At 38.3% G+C, this 17,413-nt stretch carries 14 protein-coding genes and 1 pseudogene; 10 read left to right on the forward strand and 5 right to left on the reverse strand.

Annotation, left to right across the window (positions count from 1 at the left end):
• Positions 1–139: 139 nt before the first annotated feature.
• The 7 genes from V3595_RS17720 (at position 140) to V3595_RS17750 (ending at position 10,665) form a co-directional block, all read left to right on the forward strand.
• Positions 140–1,270 (forward strand): histidine kinase N-terminal domain-containing protein, encoded by a 1,131-nt coding sequence (locus tag V3595_RS17720; RefSeq protein WP_485908587.1) that lies wholly within the window; start codon positions 140–142, stop codon positions 1,268–1,270.
• An 822-nt stretch (positions 1,271–2,092) separates the two neighbouring features.
• On the forward strand, positions 2,093–3,511 hold the full coding sequence (locus tag V3595_RS17725) for an amino acid permease (protein WP_485908588.1): 1,419 nt from the start codon (positions 2,093–2,095) through the stop codon (positions 3,509–3,511).
• Positions 3,512–3,738: 227 nt separating this feature from the next.
• The gene (locus V3595_RS17730) at positions 3,739–4,491 is read left to right on the forward strand and encodes a hypothetical protein (protein WP_485908589.1); all 753 of its coding nucleotides are present in this window, start codon (positions 3,739–3,741) and stop codon (positions 4,489–4,491) included.
• 291 nt (positions 4,492–4,782) lie between these two features.
• The gene (locus V3595_RS17735) at positions 4,783–5,778 is read left to right on the forward strand and encodes a cation diffusion facilitator family transporter (protein ID WP_485908590.1); all 996 of its coding nucleotides are present in this window, start codon (positions 4,783–4,785) and stop codon (positions 5,776–5,778) included.
• Positions 5,779–5,940: 162 nt separating this feature from the next.
• A complete protein-coding gene (locus tag V3595_RS17740) occupies positions 5,941–6,690 on the forward strand; it encodes a Cof-type HAD-IIB family hydrolase (protein WP_485908659.1) in 750 nt (249 codons plus the stop codon).
• 172 nt (positions 6,691–6,862) lie between these two features.
• The gene (locus V3595_RS17745) at positions 6,863–7,861 is read left to right on the forward strand and encodes an NAD(P)H-dependent flavin oxidoreductase (RefSeq protein ID WP_137017632.1); all 999 of its coding nucleotides are present in this window, start codon (positions 6,863–6,865) and stop codon (positions 7,859–7,861) included.
• A 407-nt stretch (positions 7,862–8,268) separates the two neighbouring features.
• Entirely contained in the window at positions 8,269–10,665 is a 2,397-nt protein-coding gene (locus tag V3595_RS17750) for a YhgE/Pip family protein (protein WP_485908591.1), read from the forward strand.
• Positions 10,666–11,464: 799 nt separating this feature from the next.
• On the opposite strand, the gene V3595_RS17755 is transcribed toward V3595_RS17750, so the two are convergent.
• From V3595_RS17755 to V3595_RS17775, 5 genes are all read right to left on the reverse strand, one after another.
• Positions 11,465–12,064 carry an exonuclease domain-containing protein gene (locus V3595_RS17755; protein WP_485908592.1) on the reverse strand — a complete coding sequence of 200 codons (600 nt, stop codon included), beginning with the start codon at positions 12,062–12,064 and terminating at the stop codon, positions 11,465–11,467.
• A gap of 266 nt (positions 12,065–12,330) precedes the next feature.
• Positions 12,331–12,633, reverse strand: coding sequence for a transposase (locus V3595_RS17760; protein ID WP_485908593.1), 303 nt, complete (start codon positions 12,631–12,633; stop codon positions 12,331–12,333).
• A 311-nt stretch (positions 12,634–12,944) separates the two neighbouring features.
• Positions 12,945–13,997 carry a transposase gene (locus V3595_RS17765; RefSeq protein WP_485908594.1) on the reverse strand — a complete coding sequence of 351 codons (1,053 nt, stop codon included), beginning with the start codon at positions 13,995–13,997 and terminating at the stop codon, positions 12,945–12,947.
• Between the two features lie 253 nt (positions 13,998–14,250).
• On the reverse strand, positions 14,251–14,886 hold the full coding sequence (locus V3595_RS17770) for a helix-turn-helix domain-containing protein (protein WP_485908595.1): 636 nt from the start codon (positions 14,884–14,886) through the stop codon (positions 14,251–14,253).
• A 286-nt stretch (positions 14,887–15,172) separates the two neighbouring features.
• Positions 15,173–15,799, reverse strand: coding sequence for a CAP domain-containing protein (locus tag V3595_RS17775; RefSeq protein ID WP_485908596.1), 627 nt, complete (start codon positions 15,797–15,799; stop codon positions 15,173–15,175).
• A 337-nt stretch (positions 15,800–16,136) separates the two neighbouring features.
• Between V3595_RS17775 and V3595_RS17780 the strand changes: the two genes are divergently transcribed.
• From V3595_RS17780 to V3595_RS17790, 3 genes and pseudogenes are all read left to right on the forward strand, one after another.
• Positions 16,137–16,379, forward strand: coding sequence for an FAD-dependent oxidoreductase (locus V3595_RS17780; RefSeq protein WP_485908597.1), 243 nt, complete (start codon positions 16,137–16,139; stop codon positions 16,377–16,379).
• A 272-nt stretch (positions 16,380–16,651) separates the two neighbouring features.
• Positions 16,652–16,963 (forward strand): FAD-dependent oxidoreductase, encoded by a 312-nt coding sequence (locus V3595_RS17785; protein WP_485908660.1) that lies wholly within the window; start codon positions 16,652–16,654, stop codon positions 16,961–16,963.
• Between the two features lie 13 nt (positions 16,964–16,976).
• Positions 16,977–17,300: pseudogene (locus tag V3595_RS17790) on the forward strand (NAD(P)/FAD-dependent oxidoreductase); the annotation flags it as partial.
• Between the last annotated feature and the right edge of the window lie 113 nt (positions 17,301–17,413).

Genomic DNA, 17,413 nt, shown 5'->3' on the forward strand with positions numbered 1-17,413 from the left:
ACCAGCATACCTGTCTCCTTATAAGCTACATTTCACCTAAAAAACAATAAATAATGAAGTGCAGGATATCAAAATCTCATATAGAATGAAGTTATTGATGTAGTAACTAAATTCCGCAAGGGGATGTGTGGTCAATAGTATGGAGTTGTCATCTGAACATAAGAAGTATAAACATGTATTGATTCAATATTTGGAAGAAAATGAATCTGTGTTTTTAAATGAATGGAACGAGACTATTAAGATCAATGAAATAGACCCCTACAAAGAAAGAATTAAGGAAAATGGTTATGGGATGTACTCACTGGTCATCCAAACGTTCAAAGAGGTATTGTCTGATGATGTGCTGATAAGATTGGCTTACCAGGTTGCAAAAGAACGTCTTGAAGCAAATATCAACATTGGGGATTTTCTATATAATATCAATTTGGGGAGAAATATCATAATCAGAAATGTCTTTGGCGCCAATATCCCAATTAAATATATGCAGAGATTCATTAATGACATTAACCTGCACTTTGATACGTTCAGCTACCATGCAGTAACTAGATATACGAATCTTACAAATGAAGTGATTGAGGAAAAAAAGTCTTATATTAGTGAAAACCACAAAGATAAATTAGCGGTACTGGGTCAAATATCATCAAGCTTTGTACATGAGTTCCGTAACCCTCTTACAGCTATCATGGGGTTCAATAAATTACTGAAGAGGGAGAATCCTGACTTGAAATATTTGGATATCATTGATTATGAGTTAAATCAGTTGAATTTCAGGATAACCCAATTCCTCCATACTTCTAAGTCTGATTTTAATGAGGAACAAAGAGAGGAAATTTCCGTATTAAAGTTAATTGAGGAAATACAAGAATTGACTTATGCAAATATTGTGGATGCCAGCGTTAATGTGGAAATAGATATTTATCCAAACTTCGTCATGACAGGGAGCAAGGATGGCTTAAAACAAGTGTTCTTGAATCTTTTTATAAATTCCATTGATGCCTTAAAGGATAAGGAACATCCTAGAATTTTGAGGATAAACTCTTTAATTGAGGCGAATGAAAGAATAATTCGAATTTCAAATAATGGACCGGCCATTGCCAGTGAATTGATCGAATCTATTTTTGAGCCCTTTGTCACAACGAAGGAGTTAGGAACGGGAATTGGATTATACGTATGTAAAAAGATTATTGAAAGTAATGATGGATATATGAATTGTGTCTCCAATGAAAATTCAACCACATTCAGCATCCATTTCCCCAAAGTTCAGAACTGAATTTATTAGGGGTTAATACATATCATATAGTGACTTTACATACAGCATTATATACATATCGATATTTTCGACGCTTGTACATAGATCTTTGATTAATAGCGGAAGGGCATTCCAGGTCTGCCGGTAAATTACATAAAATCATTCTCAGTGAAAATAAATCTATTTGGAAGATGCCAAGAAATCATAATTTGGATTTTAGCATCTTTTTTTTATCCCTGTTATTTTTCAGTATATATGTGTGTCGAAATTTTAAAAGAAAACAATTAAATTGTCATTTTTTAATTCGATTGTGAATCAAAAATGGTCAATAATTAATATGTGAATCGAAAATTGAATTTATGATTCAATATCGAATCGTTTTAAATTCATAAAAGCGTTAAACCCTACTAAAATAACTATCTTTTTTTTGGCATGGATATTGCTTTTATATATATGAATAAAATTTTAGTGAGAGAGGGTGCTTTTATAAAAAAAGAAGAGTGAGGAAGGAATAATAGAGCTGGGTAACTATATTTTTACATAAAAGGACTTCACTCAACAAAAAGCAAAAAGTGCAAAATCAACCAGAACATTGTACTTTCCGTGTATTTCGTTGAGGGGCTGATGGTAGTAAAGAAGGAGTATAAAAAGAAAGCGGATACAGTTAATAGATTATATGCTGTGCAATATACATATATCGATAGTGAATTTAGCCTCATTGAACTAATGATGAAACGGGAATAGGACTCTAAACATTGTTTTTGAATGAAAGTTTTCTACTAAGGTACCCATGAGCAGTGGTTTACTGCTTACAAAACGGTAATTAGACAGTTTTAAAGGATGGTGACAATAGTGGCACTTCAAACAAATGAATTGAAACATGGTCTCAAGACCAGGCATGTCACAATGATTTCTATTGGCGGGGTAATTGGGGCAGGACTATTTATCGGAAGCGGAACAATAATAGATTCAGCTGGGCCTGGTGCAATTTTATCGTATATAATCGCAGGATTGATGATCGTGCTTATAATGCGCATGCTGGGTGAAATGGCTGTGGTAAATCCTGATAGCGGATCCTTTTCAACATATGCGCATCAAGCATTTGGTCCCTGGGCCGGATACACGATCGGCTGGTTATACTGGTTCAACTGGGTTATCATCATTGCTATTGAAACTACGTTATTGGGTACTATGATTCATGATTGGTTTCCTGGTATACCTATGTGGGCTGCCAGTCTATCCTTCCCTATATTAATGACGATTACGAATATCTATTCAGTCAAAGCTTATGGGGAATTTGAATACTGGTTAGCTTTCATGAAAGTGGCTGCCATTGTAATATTCCTCTTCCTGGGTGCCGCCATGATTTTCGGATTTGTTCCGGGATTTGATTCACCAGGCCTTTCAAACCTTACTGGAGATGGAGGATTTTTACCAAAAGGTTTTCTCCCTGTCCTTCTTAGTGTGATATTCATTACTTTCTCTTTATCGGGAAGTGAGGTAGCTGCCATTGCTGCAGGAGAGTCTGAAAACCCTGAAAAAAATATTATTAGAGCCATAAACAGTGTTGTTTGGCGTCTCCTTCTTTTCTTTGTTGGTTCAGTGACCGTGTTGGTTCTCGTAATTCCCCAAGGGGCTGAAGATTTACTGAAAACCCCCTATGCCAGCGTATTTGACATGGCAGGCCTGCCGGCAGCGGGTCAAATCATGAATATCGTAATCTTCACTTCATTGCTTTCTGTTTTGAATTCAGGCCTATATACAAGCTCTCGAATGTTATATTCTTTATCAAAAAAAGGTGATGCACCGAAAATCCTTTCCCGAGTGAATAAGCGGGGAATCCCGATTTGGGCGTTAATGGCAAGTGTTTTCTTTGCTTATGTCTTCACGACATTTAAATTTGTTTCTCCTGATAAATTGTTTGCTTTTCTCGCAAACAGCTCTGGAGGAGTCACTATGATCATGTATATCTTTATCGCCTTTTCTCATCTATATTTACGGAAAAAGACGGAAAAAGAAAATCCCGGGACACTCAAAGTGAAAATGTGGCTATTCCCTTATTTAACCTACGTGACCATTGCCGTATTATTTATTATATTCGTTGCCCAGGCGTTTATTGATTCCATGAGATTGCAATTCTTTCTTACAACCCTTCTCACGATTCTAGTAATTGGGTCATACTTTCTGTTTTATCATAAGAAAAAGGTAATTACTCCTGAACAAGATGCAAAACTAAAAAAAATTCACGTTAAGGAAGGGTAAAGTAGTTTTTCCAATTACAGAAATAAAAGATTGACTATTCAAACGAAAGGCTGCTCATAGTGGGCAGCTTTTTTATGCTTTCCCAAAATGATTGCATTCATTTCATGGAAAGGATTTAAGCGTGTTCGGGATTCTGACTGCATCAACCCATTACGATACTCATTCATTTGCAACTTTGAAATCCTTTGCTAGAATATAATCTATAGAAAAGATTAGGAGTGGTTACTGTGGCTGAAACTCCAGCTGAAGATTTGATTCATTATATCGCACCAAAAGGAGAATATATCCCTTTTTTAGATGATACGGACTATATCGCTAAAGGATTGGAATGGAAATTATTCACTGCCCGTTCGGTAAAAAGAGAACTAGTATATAAAAGCGGAAGCTTTCAAGCAAAGGTCAAATTAGCAGGTTATGAACAATACGGCAACGGACTTGACACTGTAGTCGTTCAATTTGAAAATGGTAAGCTTAGTTGCATTAACCCTTCCTATTTAAAGGAAATGCAAAGCTCCAGTTTCGGAAAAGAATTGTTGAGTGGACCGGTTTCCGAAACAGCCGCAGTTCCAAGTGAAACTGAGCAGGTGATGGAAGCGCCAATTACGGAAAACTCCGATCAGCTAAGTGAAGAACCAAAACAAGCAAAACCCAAAACTAAAAAAACGACAGCAAAACCTAAGTTGGACTTACCAGGGGAAAAAGTGCATTTCACCGCGACCGTCAAGGAGTTCACGGCGAAAATGAACCATTTTACTGGTGAAGAAGATGAAGTCATACTCTTGGAGAATGTCAAAGTTACAACGGAACCTGAATTGACCATCGGCGATGCTTGGTGTGGATATAGCAAGACATTGAAAAAAGCTGAGCTCGAAGAAGGGGACGAAATCGAATTTGATGGAAAAGTGGTCGACAAAAAATATAATAAAGAAATACGCTATAAAGTAAATAATCCATCTAAGTTAGTGAAAAAGGAAGCTTAAACGCTTGAAGTTCTTGGATGATATGGAGTAAGCCGCCGCTTACTCCTTTTTTTGTTGCGTTAATCAGTCTTCTAAAGAAATGGATGCGTTCATTGTGAACTTATTAGAATAGATGAGCCCGATTCTGGAATATATTCGTTTGTGGGAGATACAACTTAAAAACCAAAGTGATGCAAATTATTCGCCAATCGTATAGTTAAGGGTTTCGCTTTTGTGGTTTCATATATTCCAGTGTTGGGGATAATACATTATGAAAATGGATTTAGAAAAAAGATTAGGGGGGATTTTTAAATGAAAGAATTATTTCGGTTATTGAAACAAGGTAATAAATCGGCTTTCATTGCTGCCTGTGTGAATAGTATCATCGCTGTGCTAAAGGGGATTGCTTACTTCATGACAGGGAATGTAGCTATGTTTGCTGAAACTTTACATACTTTGGGCGATGCTGCGAATCAGTTTTTCGTCTTCATTGGTTCCGCACTAAGTAAAAAGGCACCAACTGATCGATTCCCTGACGGTTTTGGACGTTTGGTTAACCTAGTATTATTAGGGGCAGTATTAATTGTCGGAATCATGTCTTATGAAACGATTAAAGAAGGGTTTCATCACATTTTGCACCCTGCAGAATCAACTGGTATCCTTATTAACTTGTCCGTCCTTTTCTTAGCGGTTGTATTGGAATCATATGTATTATTTAAAGCGATGAAAGAAGTGGTGCATGAGACTGGAATCGAAGCTAAAGGAGCAGCCGTCATATTTAAGAGCTTCACTGGTTTAAAAAGAGCTAAACCAGCGACGAAATTAGTATTCATGGAAGATATGGTAGCGACCGGTGGTGGGGTGCTTGCGATAATTGCCATTTTATTAGCAAACTTCACGCCTTTCATCCAAGCGGAAGGAGTTGCTTCCGTCATGATCGGTCTCGGTATGTTCTATGTGGTTGGAAGGGTTTTTCTTGATAATGCTGCAGGGGCTCTTGGGGAAGCCGATATTGACATGCGACAAAAAATCGGGACGATGGTCATGGATGATCCAGACGTAAGGGATATACAGAAACTGGCCGTAATAAAAGAAGGGGAAGACTTCCATGTTGAACTTGAAGTCGAACTTGATCCCCATATTTCAATCGCCCAAGCGGATGACATTAAAGATCGGCTGTTTAATGAGATATTCAAGGAAAGAGGGGTAACGGATGTCATTATAGAATTTGATGAAAATGATGGTTTCCCAAAATGGGAAGGTCAAATAAAAAAAGAATTGAATGAAATGAAAAAAGACAGGGAGTAGTAGGAATGGCAGAATACAAAGTGTCATGATAAGAAATTTGTTTGATTATAAATATCATGACACTAATGATAATGCCTGTTCAATTCTTCACGTACTTTCCTTGCGTATGCATTATAAGCTATCATTGACTTAGTTACATAAAGAAGGATTATGAAAGGGTGAATAAGCTTGGAGAAACAAGATATTAAGCTAGTTGCACTTGATATGGATGGCACGCTTCTCAATAAGGCTGGAGAGATATCTGAAGAAAATCGCAGAGCGATAAAAGAAGCCGAAAATCAAGGGGTTTTTGTGGTATTGAGCACAGGAAGATCCTATGCGACTTGCAGTGATTTTGCAAAGTCAATGGAACTTCAATCATACCTCATTACGGTAAACGGAAGCGAAATTTACGATAATCAAGGAAAACTTGTGGAAAGGAATATCGTCGATAGTGATTCCATACAATGGATGTGGGAATTAAGCCAAAAACATGGTACTCATTTCTGGGCAATAAGCTGCGATAATATTTACAGGGCTGAAATGCCTGAGAAAATCCATGATTCGCAATGGCTTAAATTCGGATTTGATACAGATGATGAAAGCATCCGTCAAATCATCATGGATGAACTGGTATCAAAAGGAAAATTTGAAATAAGCAATTCAAGCCCGACGAATATTGAAGTGAATGCCGTGGGCGTAAATAAAGCGAAAGCGATAAAGCTCGTATGTTCATTGCTCGATATTACTATGGATAATGTTATGGCAGTGGGTGACAGCCTTAATGACCTTGCAATGATTTCTGAAGCAAAAGTGGGTGTGGCAATGGGAAACGCCCAAGAAATTGTGAAAGAAAAAGCAGATTGGGTTACAGCGACAAACGAAGAAGATGGTGTGGCTAAGGCCATTCGTAAATGGGCGCTTTCAAATTGAATCGACACTGTATATGGGACGTATTCCATATACAGTTTTTTTATTGAAATGGCGCTGCCGACAATGAAATTTTAGCTGCTGAATTAATTTCTTGAAAATTGTGTATTTTAGAAGTATGATAATCTTGTAGTGTTATATTTTGGTAATATATTAATAATGGGAGGTTTAATGGATGACTAGAAGTTTGCCTGAACAGTGGTGGAATCAATTATCTTTACCAGTTATCTCAGCACCTATGTTTTTAATATCCGGTCCTGAGTTAGTGAAAGAATGCTGTTTGAATGGGGTGATCGGCTCTTTTCCAGCACCGAATGCGCGTCCGATAGAGGTACTGGATCAATGGATGGGTGACATAAACGACACATTGATTGCAGCAAAGGATAAAGAACCAGGCTCAAAGATTGCTCCATGGGCAATGAATATGGTTGTTCACCGTACATATAGCCGGCTTGAAGAAGAGTTGGAATTGGTCAAAAAGCATCAGCCTCCCATCGTCATTACATCATTAGGTTCACCCAAACATGTGGTGGATGTCGTACATAGCTATGGCGGCTTGGTCTTTTCGGATGTCAGCTCTGTGGATTTTGCAAAAAAAGCTGCGGAGTCAGGTGTGGACGGATTGATCTTGGTTGCAGCGGGAGCCGGTGGTCATGCGGGTGAGATAAATAGCTTCGCTTTCGTGGACAGCGTAAGGACATTCTGGGACGGAATCATTTTGCTTGCCGGATCCATCAGTACTGGTCACAGTATTTTGGCAGCTCAGGCAGCTGGAGCGGACCTTGCATATATGGGTACACGTTTTATCGTGGCGAAAGAGAGCAGGGCAAATGATGAATACCGTGAAATGCTTGTCGATTGTGATCATGATGACATCATCTTGACTGATGCATTTTCAGGCGTTAATTGTAATATGCTGAAACCGAGCATCAGAAAGGAAGGCATGGACCCGGAACAATTAGCCAAAAAAGAAAAAGTCGATTTTGACAGCATGTCCAAACCATCTGAATCTAAAGCGTGGCGTGATATTTGGTCAGCGGGTCATGGTGTAGGGGCAATTAAAAAAATAGATACCGCTGCCGGCATCATTAAACAATTGGAAAAAGAGTATCAGGAGTCCTTGAAGAAATTGACCGGGCAGGCCGAAAAATTAAAAGGAATTATATCAAAATGATATGAAAGCGCTTTATTAATTATGCTAATATAGCTAACAAAAAGGGTATCCATAATGGATACCCTTTTTTGCCATGTAATATCAGAGATAATTCATGATAAGGTCTTAATCAGCTAAAAAGTCAATCTAAATAGGATATAAAGAGAAATGCAGTAAATATACGATGTAAGACTGTGAAAAAATATTGATAAAAAGAAGGATAAATGTTATATTATTTTCGTGATACTGACCAAATGAACAATATGGTCATTAATTATTGATTGTTTAAAAATTATATATATTAAGGTGAAGAAGAATTTAAATTATATATTGCAGAAGCAAATGGATTAATTATGTATTCTTCAATCCATTTTCACCTAGATAGATTAATAAACGGCATATTCGTCGTATAGGAGGGCTTGGTAGGCGTGTTAAAATCTTTAAAGGGTGAATTTTTAGCCATAATAAAACATCCTATGATACTCATTTCCATAATAGGGATCATACTGATTCCTTTATTATATAGCGGCACGTTCCTGTGGGCATTTTGGGATCCATATGGTAAGGTCGACCAATTGCCTGTTGCCATTGTCAATATGGATGAGGGTGCGGAGTTCAATGAATCGGAACTTACAATAGGAAAAGATTTAGTTAAGGAATTAAAGGAAAAGAAGGATTTCGATTGGCATTTCGTCAGTCAAAAAGAAGCCAATGAAGGCCTGGAAAATCAAGATTATTACATGAAAATAGAAATCCCGAAAAACTTTTCGAAGAATGCAACGACCTTACAGGAGGACAATCCGGAAAAACTTGATTTAATTTATACGTCCAATGAAGGGTTCAACTATATATCGACTAAAATAGGTGACGCAGCTTCGGAGAGAATTAAAGGGGAGGTATCGTCAGCCGTTACGAAAACCTATGCGGAGTCAATGTTCGATAATTTGAACGAAGTGGCTGACGGACTCAAAAGTGCCAGTGATGGAGCTGGGGAATTGAAAGATGGGACAGATACAGTTAAGAACGGATCCAGTGAACTTGGTGAAGGGATTAACTCAGCTAAAGAAGGTTCCAAAAAAGTGGATGAAGGAATTGATTCCCTTCATTCAGGTTCTGTCGAAATCCATGAAAACCTGGAAAAATTAGCTGAAAAATCATTGACCTTTTCGAATGGGGTCGGTTCGGCAGCTGCAGGATCAAAAGAACTCAATCAAGGGTTACAACAGTTTAGCTCTGGTGTTGGACAAATGAAAGATGGGCAATCCGAGCTTTTGCAAGGAGCCAAGAAATCTGAAGCGGGAACTGGTGAATTGGCCTCTGGACTGCAACAGTCATTAGAGGGTTTCAATCAAATAGAAGATAAGCTGCCCGCTTTGACTGAGGGAGCAAATGGTGTAGCGGCTGGTGCTGCCCAGCTTTCAGGTTCATTGTCTGATTGGAGCGCAGCATCGAACGAAGCAAAAGCGGGGGCATCTGAAGTGTCGGCAGGTTTGGATGAGGTTATTTCCGGATTGAAACAACAATCTGAAGCTGCGGATGATCCTGCCGAGAAAGCGCGTTTGGAGGAAGTGATTTCTTCTCTAACCCGCATCAGTGAAGGTAGTAAAGGAGTTTCTGAAGGAGTAGGGAAACTATCAGCCAGTGCAACTGAAATTGCTAAAGGCTCAAATAGCCTTAGTGATGGAGCAAATCAGTTAGGTGAAGGCACAAGTGCATTAAGCGGCGGTTTCACTCAATTAAAGCAAGCTCAGGATAAACTCGCCAATGGGGCGAATGAACTGAAAAATGGTCAAGGTCGATTGGTGTCTGGTTTGACAACATTTGGCGATAGTATAGATTCAGCACAAAGTGGGCTTGGACAGTTAACCGAAGGCAGCAATAACTTGGTAAGCGGGCTTGATCAGCTTGAAGATGGCTCCAAGCAACTATCAAGTGGAACTTCACAGCTTTCCGAAGGTTCGAAAGGTCTGGTTACGGGAACGGATAAGTTGAAAGAAGGTTCCTCCAGCCTTACAAGCGGTATGGGAGAACTGGCGAATGGAGCCATTAAGTTGCAAGATGGAATCGCCAAACTTTCAGATGGATCTGCAGAATTGCATGAGGAATTAAATGATGGGGCAAACGAAGCAGGCAAGATAAAATCCAATGAAGAAGTATATGACATGTTTGCAAGCCCAGTTAAAGTGGATAAATTACCAATTAATAATGTACCGAACTATGGTACAAGTTTTGCACCATATTTAATTTCATTAAGTTTATTTATCGGGGCTATCGTTCTGACGATCATTTTCCCGTTAAGAGATCCTGCTGTTAAACCGGCAAGTGGATTTAGCTGGTTTATTAGTAAATACAGCGTCATGGCTCTTATAGGAATCTGTCAAGCCATATTGGTGGACTCGATTTTAATTTTAGGCCTTGGAATCAATGTTACGAGCCTGCCGCTATTTTTTGCAGTAAGCATTCTTGCTAGCTGCACATTCATGGCAATCATTCAGTTCCTTGGTTCAGCCTTTGACAATCCTGGCCGGTTCATAGCATTATTGATTTTGATTCTTCAACTGACAAGCAGTGGCGGAACATTCCCAAATGAATTGGTTCCTGGCTTCCTGCAAGGATTCACACCGTTCTTACCGATGACTTACTCTATTAATGCTTTTCGGGCAGTGATCTCAACAGGAGATTATAGCTTCATGTGGCATAATCTTGGCATATTGGCCATATTCCTCGTTGCGGCATTAATATTATCACTTCTTTACTTTATGTATCGGCATAAGAAATTGAACGGCGCATTAAATGAACAACAGGAAGAAGCAACTGTACAATGATCAAAAAAACAGCGACCCGTCATGGGTCGCTGTTTTTGACTGTAGACAAATTCGAGGAAAGCGAGTTTGCCTACAGTTTTTTTAAAAAAAATTCCAGTTGATTGAAGAAATCCGCTTCCTTTCCGCCGACTGTCTGCCAAGCCGTATCAAAGCAATCGGCAGTGGGGTCTCGGCTTGCCAGTTATTCGGGAGGAGTGTCGCAAATTTCTTCAATCTTGAGAGGATTTCACCCCATATAAAACAGTAAAAAATTATGGAATAAAACCAAGTCTCGTTTTTAAATCAGGGTAATAATTTCGGATTCGGGATTAGGCCGTTCCGGACCGGCTTTTGGTCGACAAAGGGGTTTCTATCTAAATTTTAAAACAAAGTTGATTGGAGCGGGTGTGGAGACTCCTGCGGGAAAAGCGTGTCCAAGGGAGACCCCACAGGCGCAAAGAGCGCCGAGGAGGCTCCCGGACCGCCCGCGGAAAGCGAGTGCCTGTAGAGGAAATCAACGTTCAAATTTTAACCCCTCAAAATAACGTTCCAGTTGATTTCATCCAAATAAAAAGTAATCATGTTTTGGGGAGAGACCATTCATTCCGAACCCCCTCTTGTCGACAAACTGAAACAGCGACCCGTCTGGGTCGCTGTTTTTGATAAATATCAGGTAATAAGTGAAATGCAGGAAAATAAAAGTGCCCCTAAAATAACCCCCATCTTAAAGATATGCATTCCTGTTCTCATGGAATGGGCAATGGTTTGTTTGTGACAAAACATTGGTGCAGCCTGAACAATGAAGTAATTATTTAAACGGCTATACCCTTGTCTTTTGGGAAACAGGTGCATATTTCTTCATCGGATTTTTTGCAATGACATCCTTTAAATAAGGATGGCCAGAAGGACCTGGTTTTCTCATAAGTTCCATTAGGTAAGAAATATCGTCCATAGCCCTGTGTGTTTGAAAATTGGTGATATTATGTGCCTGCAGTAATGTTAAGAGTTTACTATTCTCAAATCCGTATTGCTTCCAAGGTACATTCCGCATCGTACAGAACCACTTTTGATCATTGATTTCCGGATACATTTGGTAGAGAAAACTTCTATCGAAAGAAGCATTATGTGCGAAAATCGAATCGGTACGGGCAATGAAGGATTTAATTTTTTCATCGTGAAAACTTTTTCCTTCGACGGAGCTATATGGAATTCCATGAATTCTGTATGCCTGATCATAATTCCTTCTTGCTCCATAGGAGAGAGGCTCCCTTAAAAATGACTCCTGATCAATAAGATTAATGATTTCCCCTGTTTCACTGCTGTATGTAAAGAGTATAAGGGCGAGCTCGATAATTTCATCTGAAGAGGGACGTAAACCAGTTGTTTCTACGTCGAGTACTAAACCTAATCTATTAGTCAATTTTTTTTCCTCCAGTTTGGTTACATTCTTCTATTATAGCTGACATAGAATAGCTATTGAAAGTGTAATGATCGTTTTAAAGGATTTGAAATTGATTGAGGGTAAGGGTGAACTAACGATACTAAAAAAAGATAGAGATTTTAAGCAATCTCTATCTTAGTTTGTAGACAAAAGGGGTTCGGAATTAAAAAATTCCGAACCCTTTTGAAATTCCCTTTGAAATTTTGACCAAAGGTTAAGAGATTTGGGCTCATCGAGCCACTATGTTAAGCCATTTTAGGACCTTGCCATGTCCAAGTGGCCATCTTCTTTAAATTAATGGCAGCGAAAGTAAGCATCGCTTGCATCGACAATTTTTTAAGTCCCCTTAAAGTAGTCCAACGCATACCATGCTTTTCTTTTGTATCTGCGAATACACGCTCAATCGTTTCTTTGCGTTTCGCATATATTGGTTTTACCTCTTGATGATGACGCAGATGATCTGCTTCTTCCACATATGCTTGCCAAATATGCCGTGTCACTTCTTTTAATGGTCTTTGCTTTCTGTACACCGTGATAAAAATGAGCATGTTGCACAAATTTGTTTTTTGGCGATTTGTACTCGCGATAGCCCTCTTTATTTGTTGTTGTGTACTTTAAAGTTTCGCCCGAAGGGCAAAGGTAACAATCAAAGTGTTCGTAAACATAGTCACGTTTGCGAAAGAATCCTTCTTTTGTACGAGGACGTGTATAGGGTAAAGCAGGTGTGATTTCTTTGTTAAATAGGTAGCTTGTAATCGTGGTGTTTTATAAGCTGCATCTGCTTCTGGTTTTCCAACTTTCTCAATCACTTGCTCAACAAGTGGCTCCAAAATATGACTGTCATGTGTATTACCAGGTGTTACAATCGTCCCAATACAAAACCGTTGCGGTCTGCGGCCGCGTGGAATGAATAGGCAAACTGTTTTGTTCGTTCATCTTTCACATAGTAGCCACTCTCAGGATCCGTAGTACTTTCTTTAATTGCTTTGGTTTCTTCCTTATCAAATTTATCTGATGGAAAAGGCTTCTTACCATGGTTTTCAAGATCTTGATTTATTTCATCTTGAAGAAGTCCTTGATATGCTTGTGTTTCTTTGCGTGCGATTTTCTTTTCAAATTTGCGCTTATTCGCATTGGCTTTCACATGTGTGGAATCGACGAATACGTGTTCAGCACTTATTAACTTTCTATCAGCAGCTGTCATTAAGATACGATAGAAAATCTGTTCAAACAGGTCTGTATCTTTAAAGCGTCGCTCATAATTTTTCCCGAACGTTGAGAAATGAGGTGCTTTATCATGGAAACCATAGCCTAAGAACCAACGGTAAGCCATATTTGTTTCAGCTTCTTCAATCGTTTTACGCATGGAACGAATACCGAAGGTATATTGAATGAATGTCAGTTTAACTAAAATAACTGGATCAATACTTGGGCGTCCTACCTCTGAATACATATCTTTCACCATGTCATAAATGAAAGTGAAGTCAATGGAAGCCTCCATTTTACGAACCAAATGATTCGCCGGCACCAGTTGATCTAAAGTAATCATTTCAAGTTGGTCTCGCTGAATAGCATTATGTTTCGAAAGCATCCTCATCACCTCAAGTTTTAATAGTTCTATTTTAAAACAAAAAAGACTATAGGCAAAAGGAGTTCCATCTAAAATTTTAAACATAGTTGATTGGAACGGAAGGTGCGAGACTCCTGCGGGAATAGCGAGTCCAAGGGAGACCCCACAGGCGCAAGTGCGTCGAGGAGGCTCCCGGACCGCCCGCGGAAAGCGAGTGCCTGAAGTGGAAATCAACGTCCAAATTTGTAAAGCCAAAAAAAACTGTAGACAAACTCGATTTTCATCGAGTTTGTCTACAGTCTGAGATAGAGATTTTAAGCAATCTCTATCTTTTTTATTCATTGAAGTTCATAAGCATTGCAAAATGCTTTCAAATTCATGTTCGGCAATTTATACGAATTCTTCGTTTTTTTGAAGGCTGAAAATGTTCTTGGATTGCTTTATATAGTGCAGTCCTTCTTCAGGTTGTTGCAGATGAACCAGATTTTTACCAGATAAAAGATGGAGTTCTGCATATAAATATAATGATTCTATCGAATTACAAATGTTGATTCCTTTAAGTGTATAATTTAATGATTCCTGATAATAATGGAGTTCAGTCAATGTTTGGTGCTAATCCATGAATGATCTTCACAATAATGGTACCTTCTTGATTCACATGGGGAATATTCTCGATAAATTCCAGTGCTTCATTGAAGATGGTGATGGCATCTTCATAATTCTTCGTTTTAAAATGGATGATCCCGATACTATTTAAAACTTCTATTTCCTGTTGATGAAGTATGACCCGTTTACCCATGGTAATCTGAATGGCCTCATTCAATAATTCTATAGCCTTTTGTTTGTCATTGTATAAATAAAAAAAAGAGATACCTTCATGCCATTTTAAGAATTGATAAAATGATATCGATTTTTCCGGTGCAGTTGCCATTTCTTTTTGGACGATTTCATAAATTGCTTCATAATTACGTGTCCGTTTGTATTTGTTAATCAAAAGTTTAATGGTTTCTATGTAATTATAAATCGGTTCATTTTTGGTAGTGAAGAAATACGGCAAGTCAACTTTAAGTTTATCCGCAAAAAGTGCCAATTCATCAATGGTTGGAGAAGTGATGCTTCTTTCATAATCTGACAGGGCATTTGGTTCACATATATCTTTAGCCAGTTCTTCCCTTGTAAGATTTTGTTTTATTCGTAATTCGTTGATACCAGAGCCAACCTCTATTTTCATCACAATTGCCCCTTTGTACCTATGTCTAGAATTCTATTTTAACATAATTTAATTTTTATCAGTAAGTTAATTGAAAGATAGTATGATATAACTACTTTACGTGTTTTCCTAGCGTATCCCTACAACAAAAAATTATGAATTACGTTTATTTATTGAAGCGAGCAAACTAATATGATGTCTTTTCAATATAAAGTGAGAAAGGTATATAATCACGGATAATAGCAAGCATTAAATTTGGAATATAAGGGTAAAAAAAAGAGGCGGCAAACTGCCGCCTCTAACGATTTTAATTTCCAATGAATTGCTGGGTCCAATAGTGGGCGTATTTCCCTCCTGTCACATGCCCAATTCCAATATGTGTATAGTTCTTATTCAGGATATTGGCCTTATGTCCGGGGCTGTTCATCCATGATTTCATGACAGCATCCGCACTAGGTTGACCTGCTGCGATATTTTCCCCTGCGTACTCGTAGCTGATCCCAAAGGATTTCATCATATCGAAAGGCGACCCATAACTCGGGCTTGTATGATTGAAATAATTATTATCACGCATATCCTCAGATTTCAGAATTGCTACGTTGGAAACGGCTGTATCCATTTCAAGGGGAGCGAGGCCCGATTTTGAACGTTCTTCGTTAACTAAACTAAGAACCCGCTGTTCAACTGATTGACTTTCTTTTTGATTTAATGTGGTGTTGGATGCCGGAAGATTTATGATTTGTCCGATTTGAATTTGATTTGCATCCTTTATAGCAGAGTTCGTTTTGAGTAATTCGTCAATGCTGACATCATATTCAGAAGCAATTTTCGTTAAGGTATCTCCTTTTGCCACCTCGTAAGTATTGGCTCCCATTGCAACTTTTGGAGATAGCAGGGATAGAGACAGTGCTGATAAAAGGATGATTTTCTTCATTTTGATTCCTCCTAGTAGAATATCTGGATTGGAAGTATAGTATGCTATAAAAATAGTTTTGTGTAAAATTAGCTCATTAACATTCTTTATTGGAATGGGAAAAAGGTATCGAATAAGAACATACATAATACGGGTCCATATAACTTGGGAGAGTATATGGTAAATCAAAATCATAGGGCTTTTTGATAAATTGGAAGGATCATTTCATGTAGATAAAGAATCATTTTACGTTTGCAGGCCGTGTTTGTCAGGGGAAATAATAAGAACATCAAAACGATATAGTTATATGGGACTAAATATGATAGAACTAATAAATTATCTTAAGGGTGGAACTTGCATGGATTTAAAGGCAGGGATATTGTTTTGGAAAGATAAATTTGAAGCGAGAAAATACCCAATGCTGGAAGAGGATTTTTCATGTGATGTTTGTATAGTGGGGAGTGGTTCATCGGGGTCACACTGTGCCTATTTTTTGGCAGAGACGGGTCTGAATGTGGTCCTGATCGATAAACGGGATATAAGTGAAGGGAGTACGGTTGCGAATACTGGACTTTTACAGTATTCAAATGATAAACATTGACATCCCTCATTCATAGTTTTGGAGAAGAAGCTGGGACGCGGCATGTTCAGCTTTGTTTGGACGCCATTCGGACACTTGAGAACGAGGTTGTTCCAAGTTTAAAGGAAAATCCGGATTTTAAAATTAGAAAAAGCTTATACTATGCATCCAATCCCAAGGATGTTTCTAAGGTTAAAGAAGAATATAGTAATTCTAAAATCCCGCAATTTCCCTGTTGAATATTATACTGAAAAAGAGATTAACCGAAATTTTCGTTTCCTAAAGCAGGAGCGCTGGTAACAGAGAATGATGCTGAAATCAATCCTTATAAACATGCACATTTATTGATTGAAAAGGCAGTTTCGAAAGGCGTACGTGTCTATTCAAAAGCAAAAATCAATGGGAAGATATTAAAAGAGAATCAAACCCAGTTATTTACCGAAACCGGACATACGATACATGCACAGACGGTCATTTTCGCAACTGGGTATGAAGCCCAAGAAGAGGTGAAGGATAAAAATGCAGGGATTCTCAGTTCGTATGCCATCGCAACGAATCAAATAGCAGATCAAGCTAAATGGCATGATAATATGATGATTCTCTGAAACGGCACGGCCTTATTTATATGCAAGAAAAACTCCTGAAAATCGAATTATCATTGGTGGTCTTGATGAATCGACCGGTTATCTGGATAAAAGGGATTCAATGATTTTGAACAAAAGAGATAAATTTTTAAAGCAGCTTGTCAATTTGTTTCCAGAATTAGAGAATCGGATTACGGCTGATTATTATTGGGGAGCTTTTTTTGATGAGACCCATGATGGTTTACCGACAATAGGAATGTATCCTAAACATCCTAATTGCTATTTCTTATTGGGGTATGGCGGGGATGGGATAGGACGGTTTACAGTGTCACCCTTTCCCAAATCATCAGGGATTTGATTACAAAGGGAGGACATGAGGACTCGGCATTGTACGTTAAGGAAAGGAATTTTTCAAAAAGTATTGTCCATTAAGACAGGTATCTCTTCTTCATGAATAGAATTAAATAGACA

It is taken from the genome of Bacillus sp. CFBP9009, assembly GCF_036541465.1.
Classification (GTDB): Bacteria; Bacillota; Bacilli; order Bacillales; family DSM-1321; genus Peribacillus.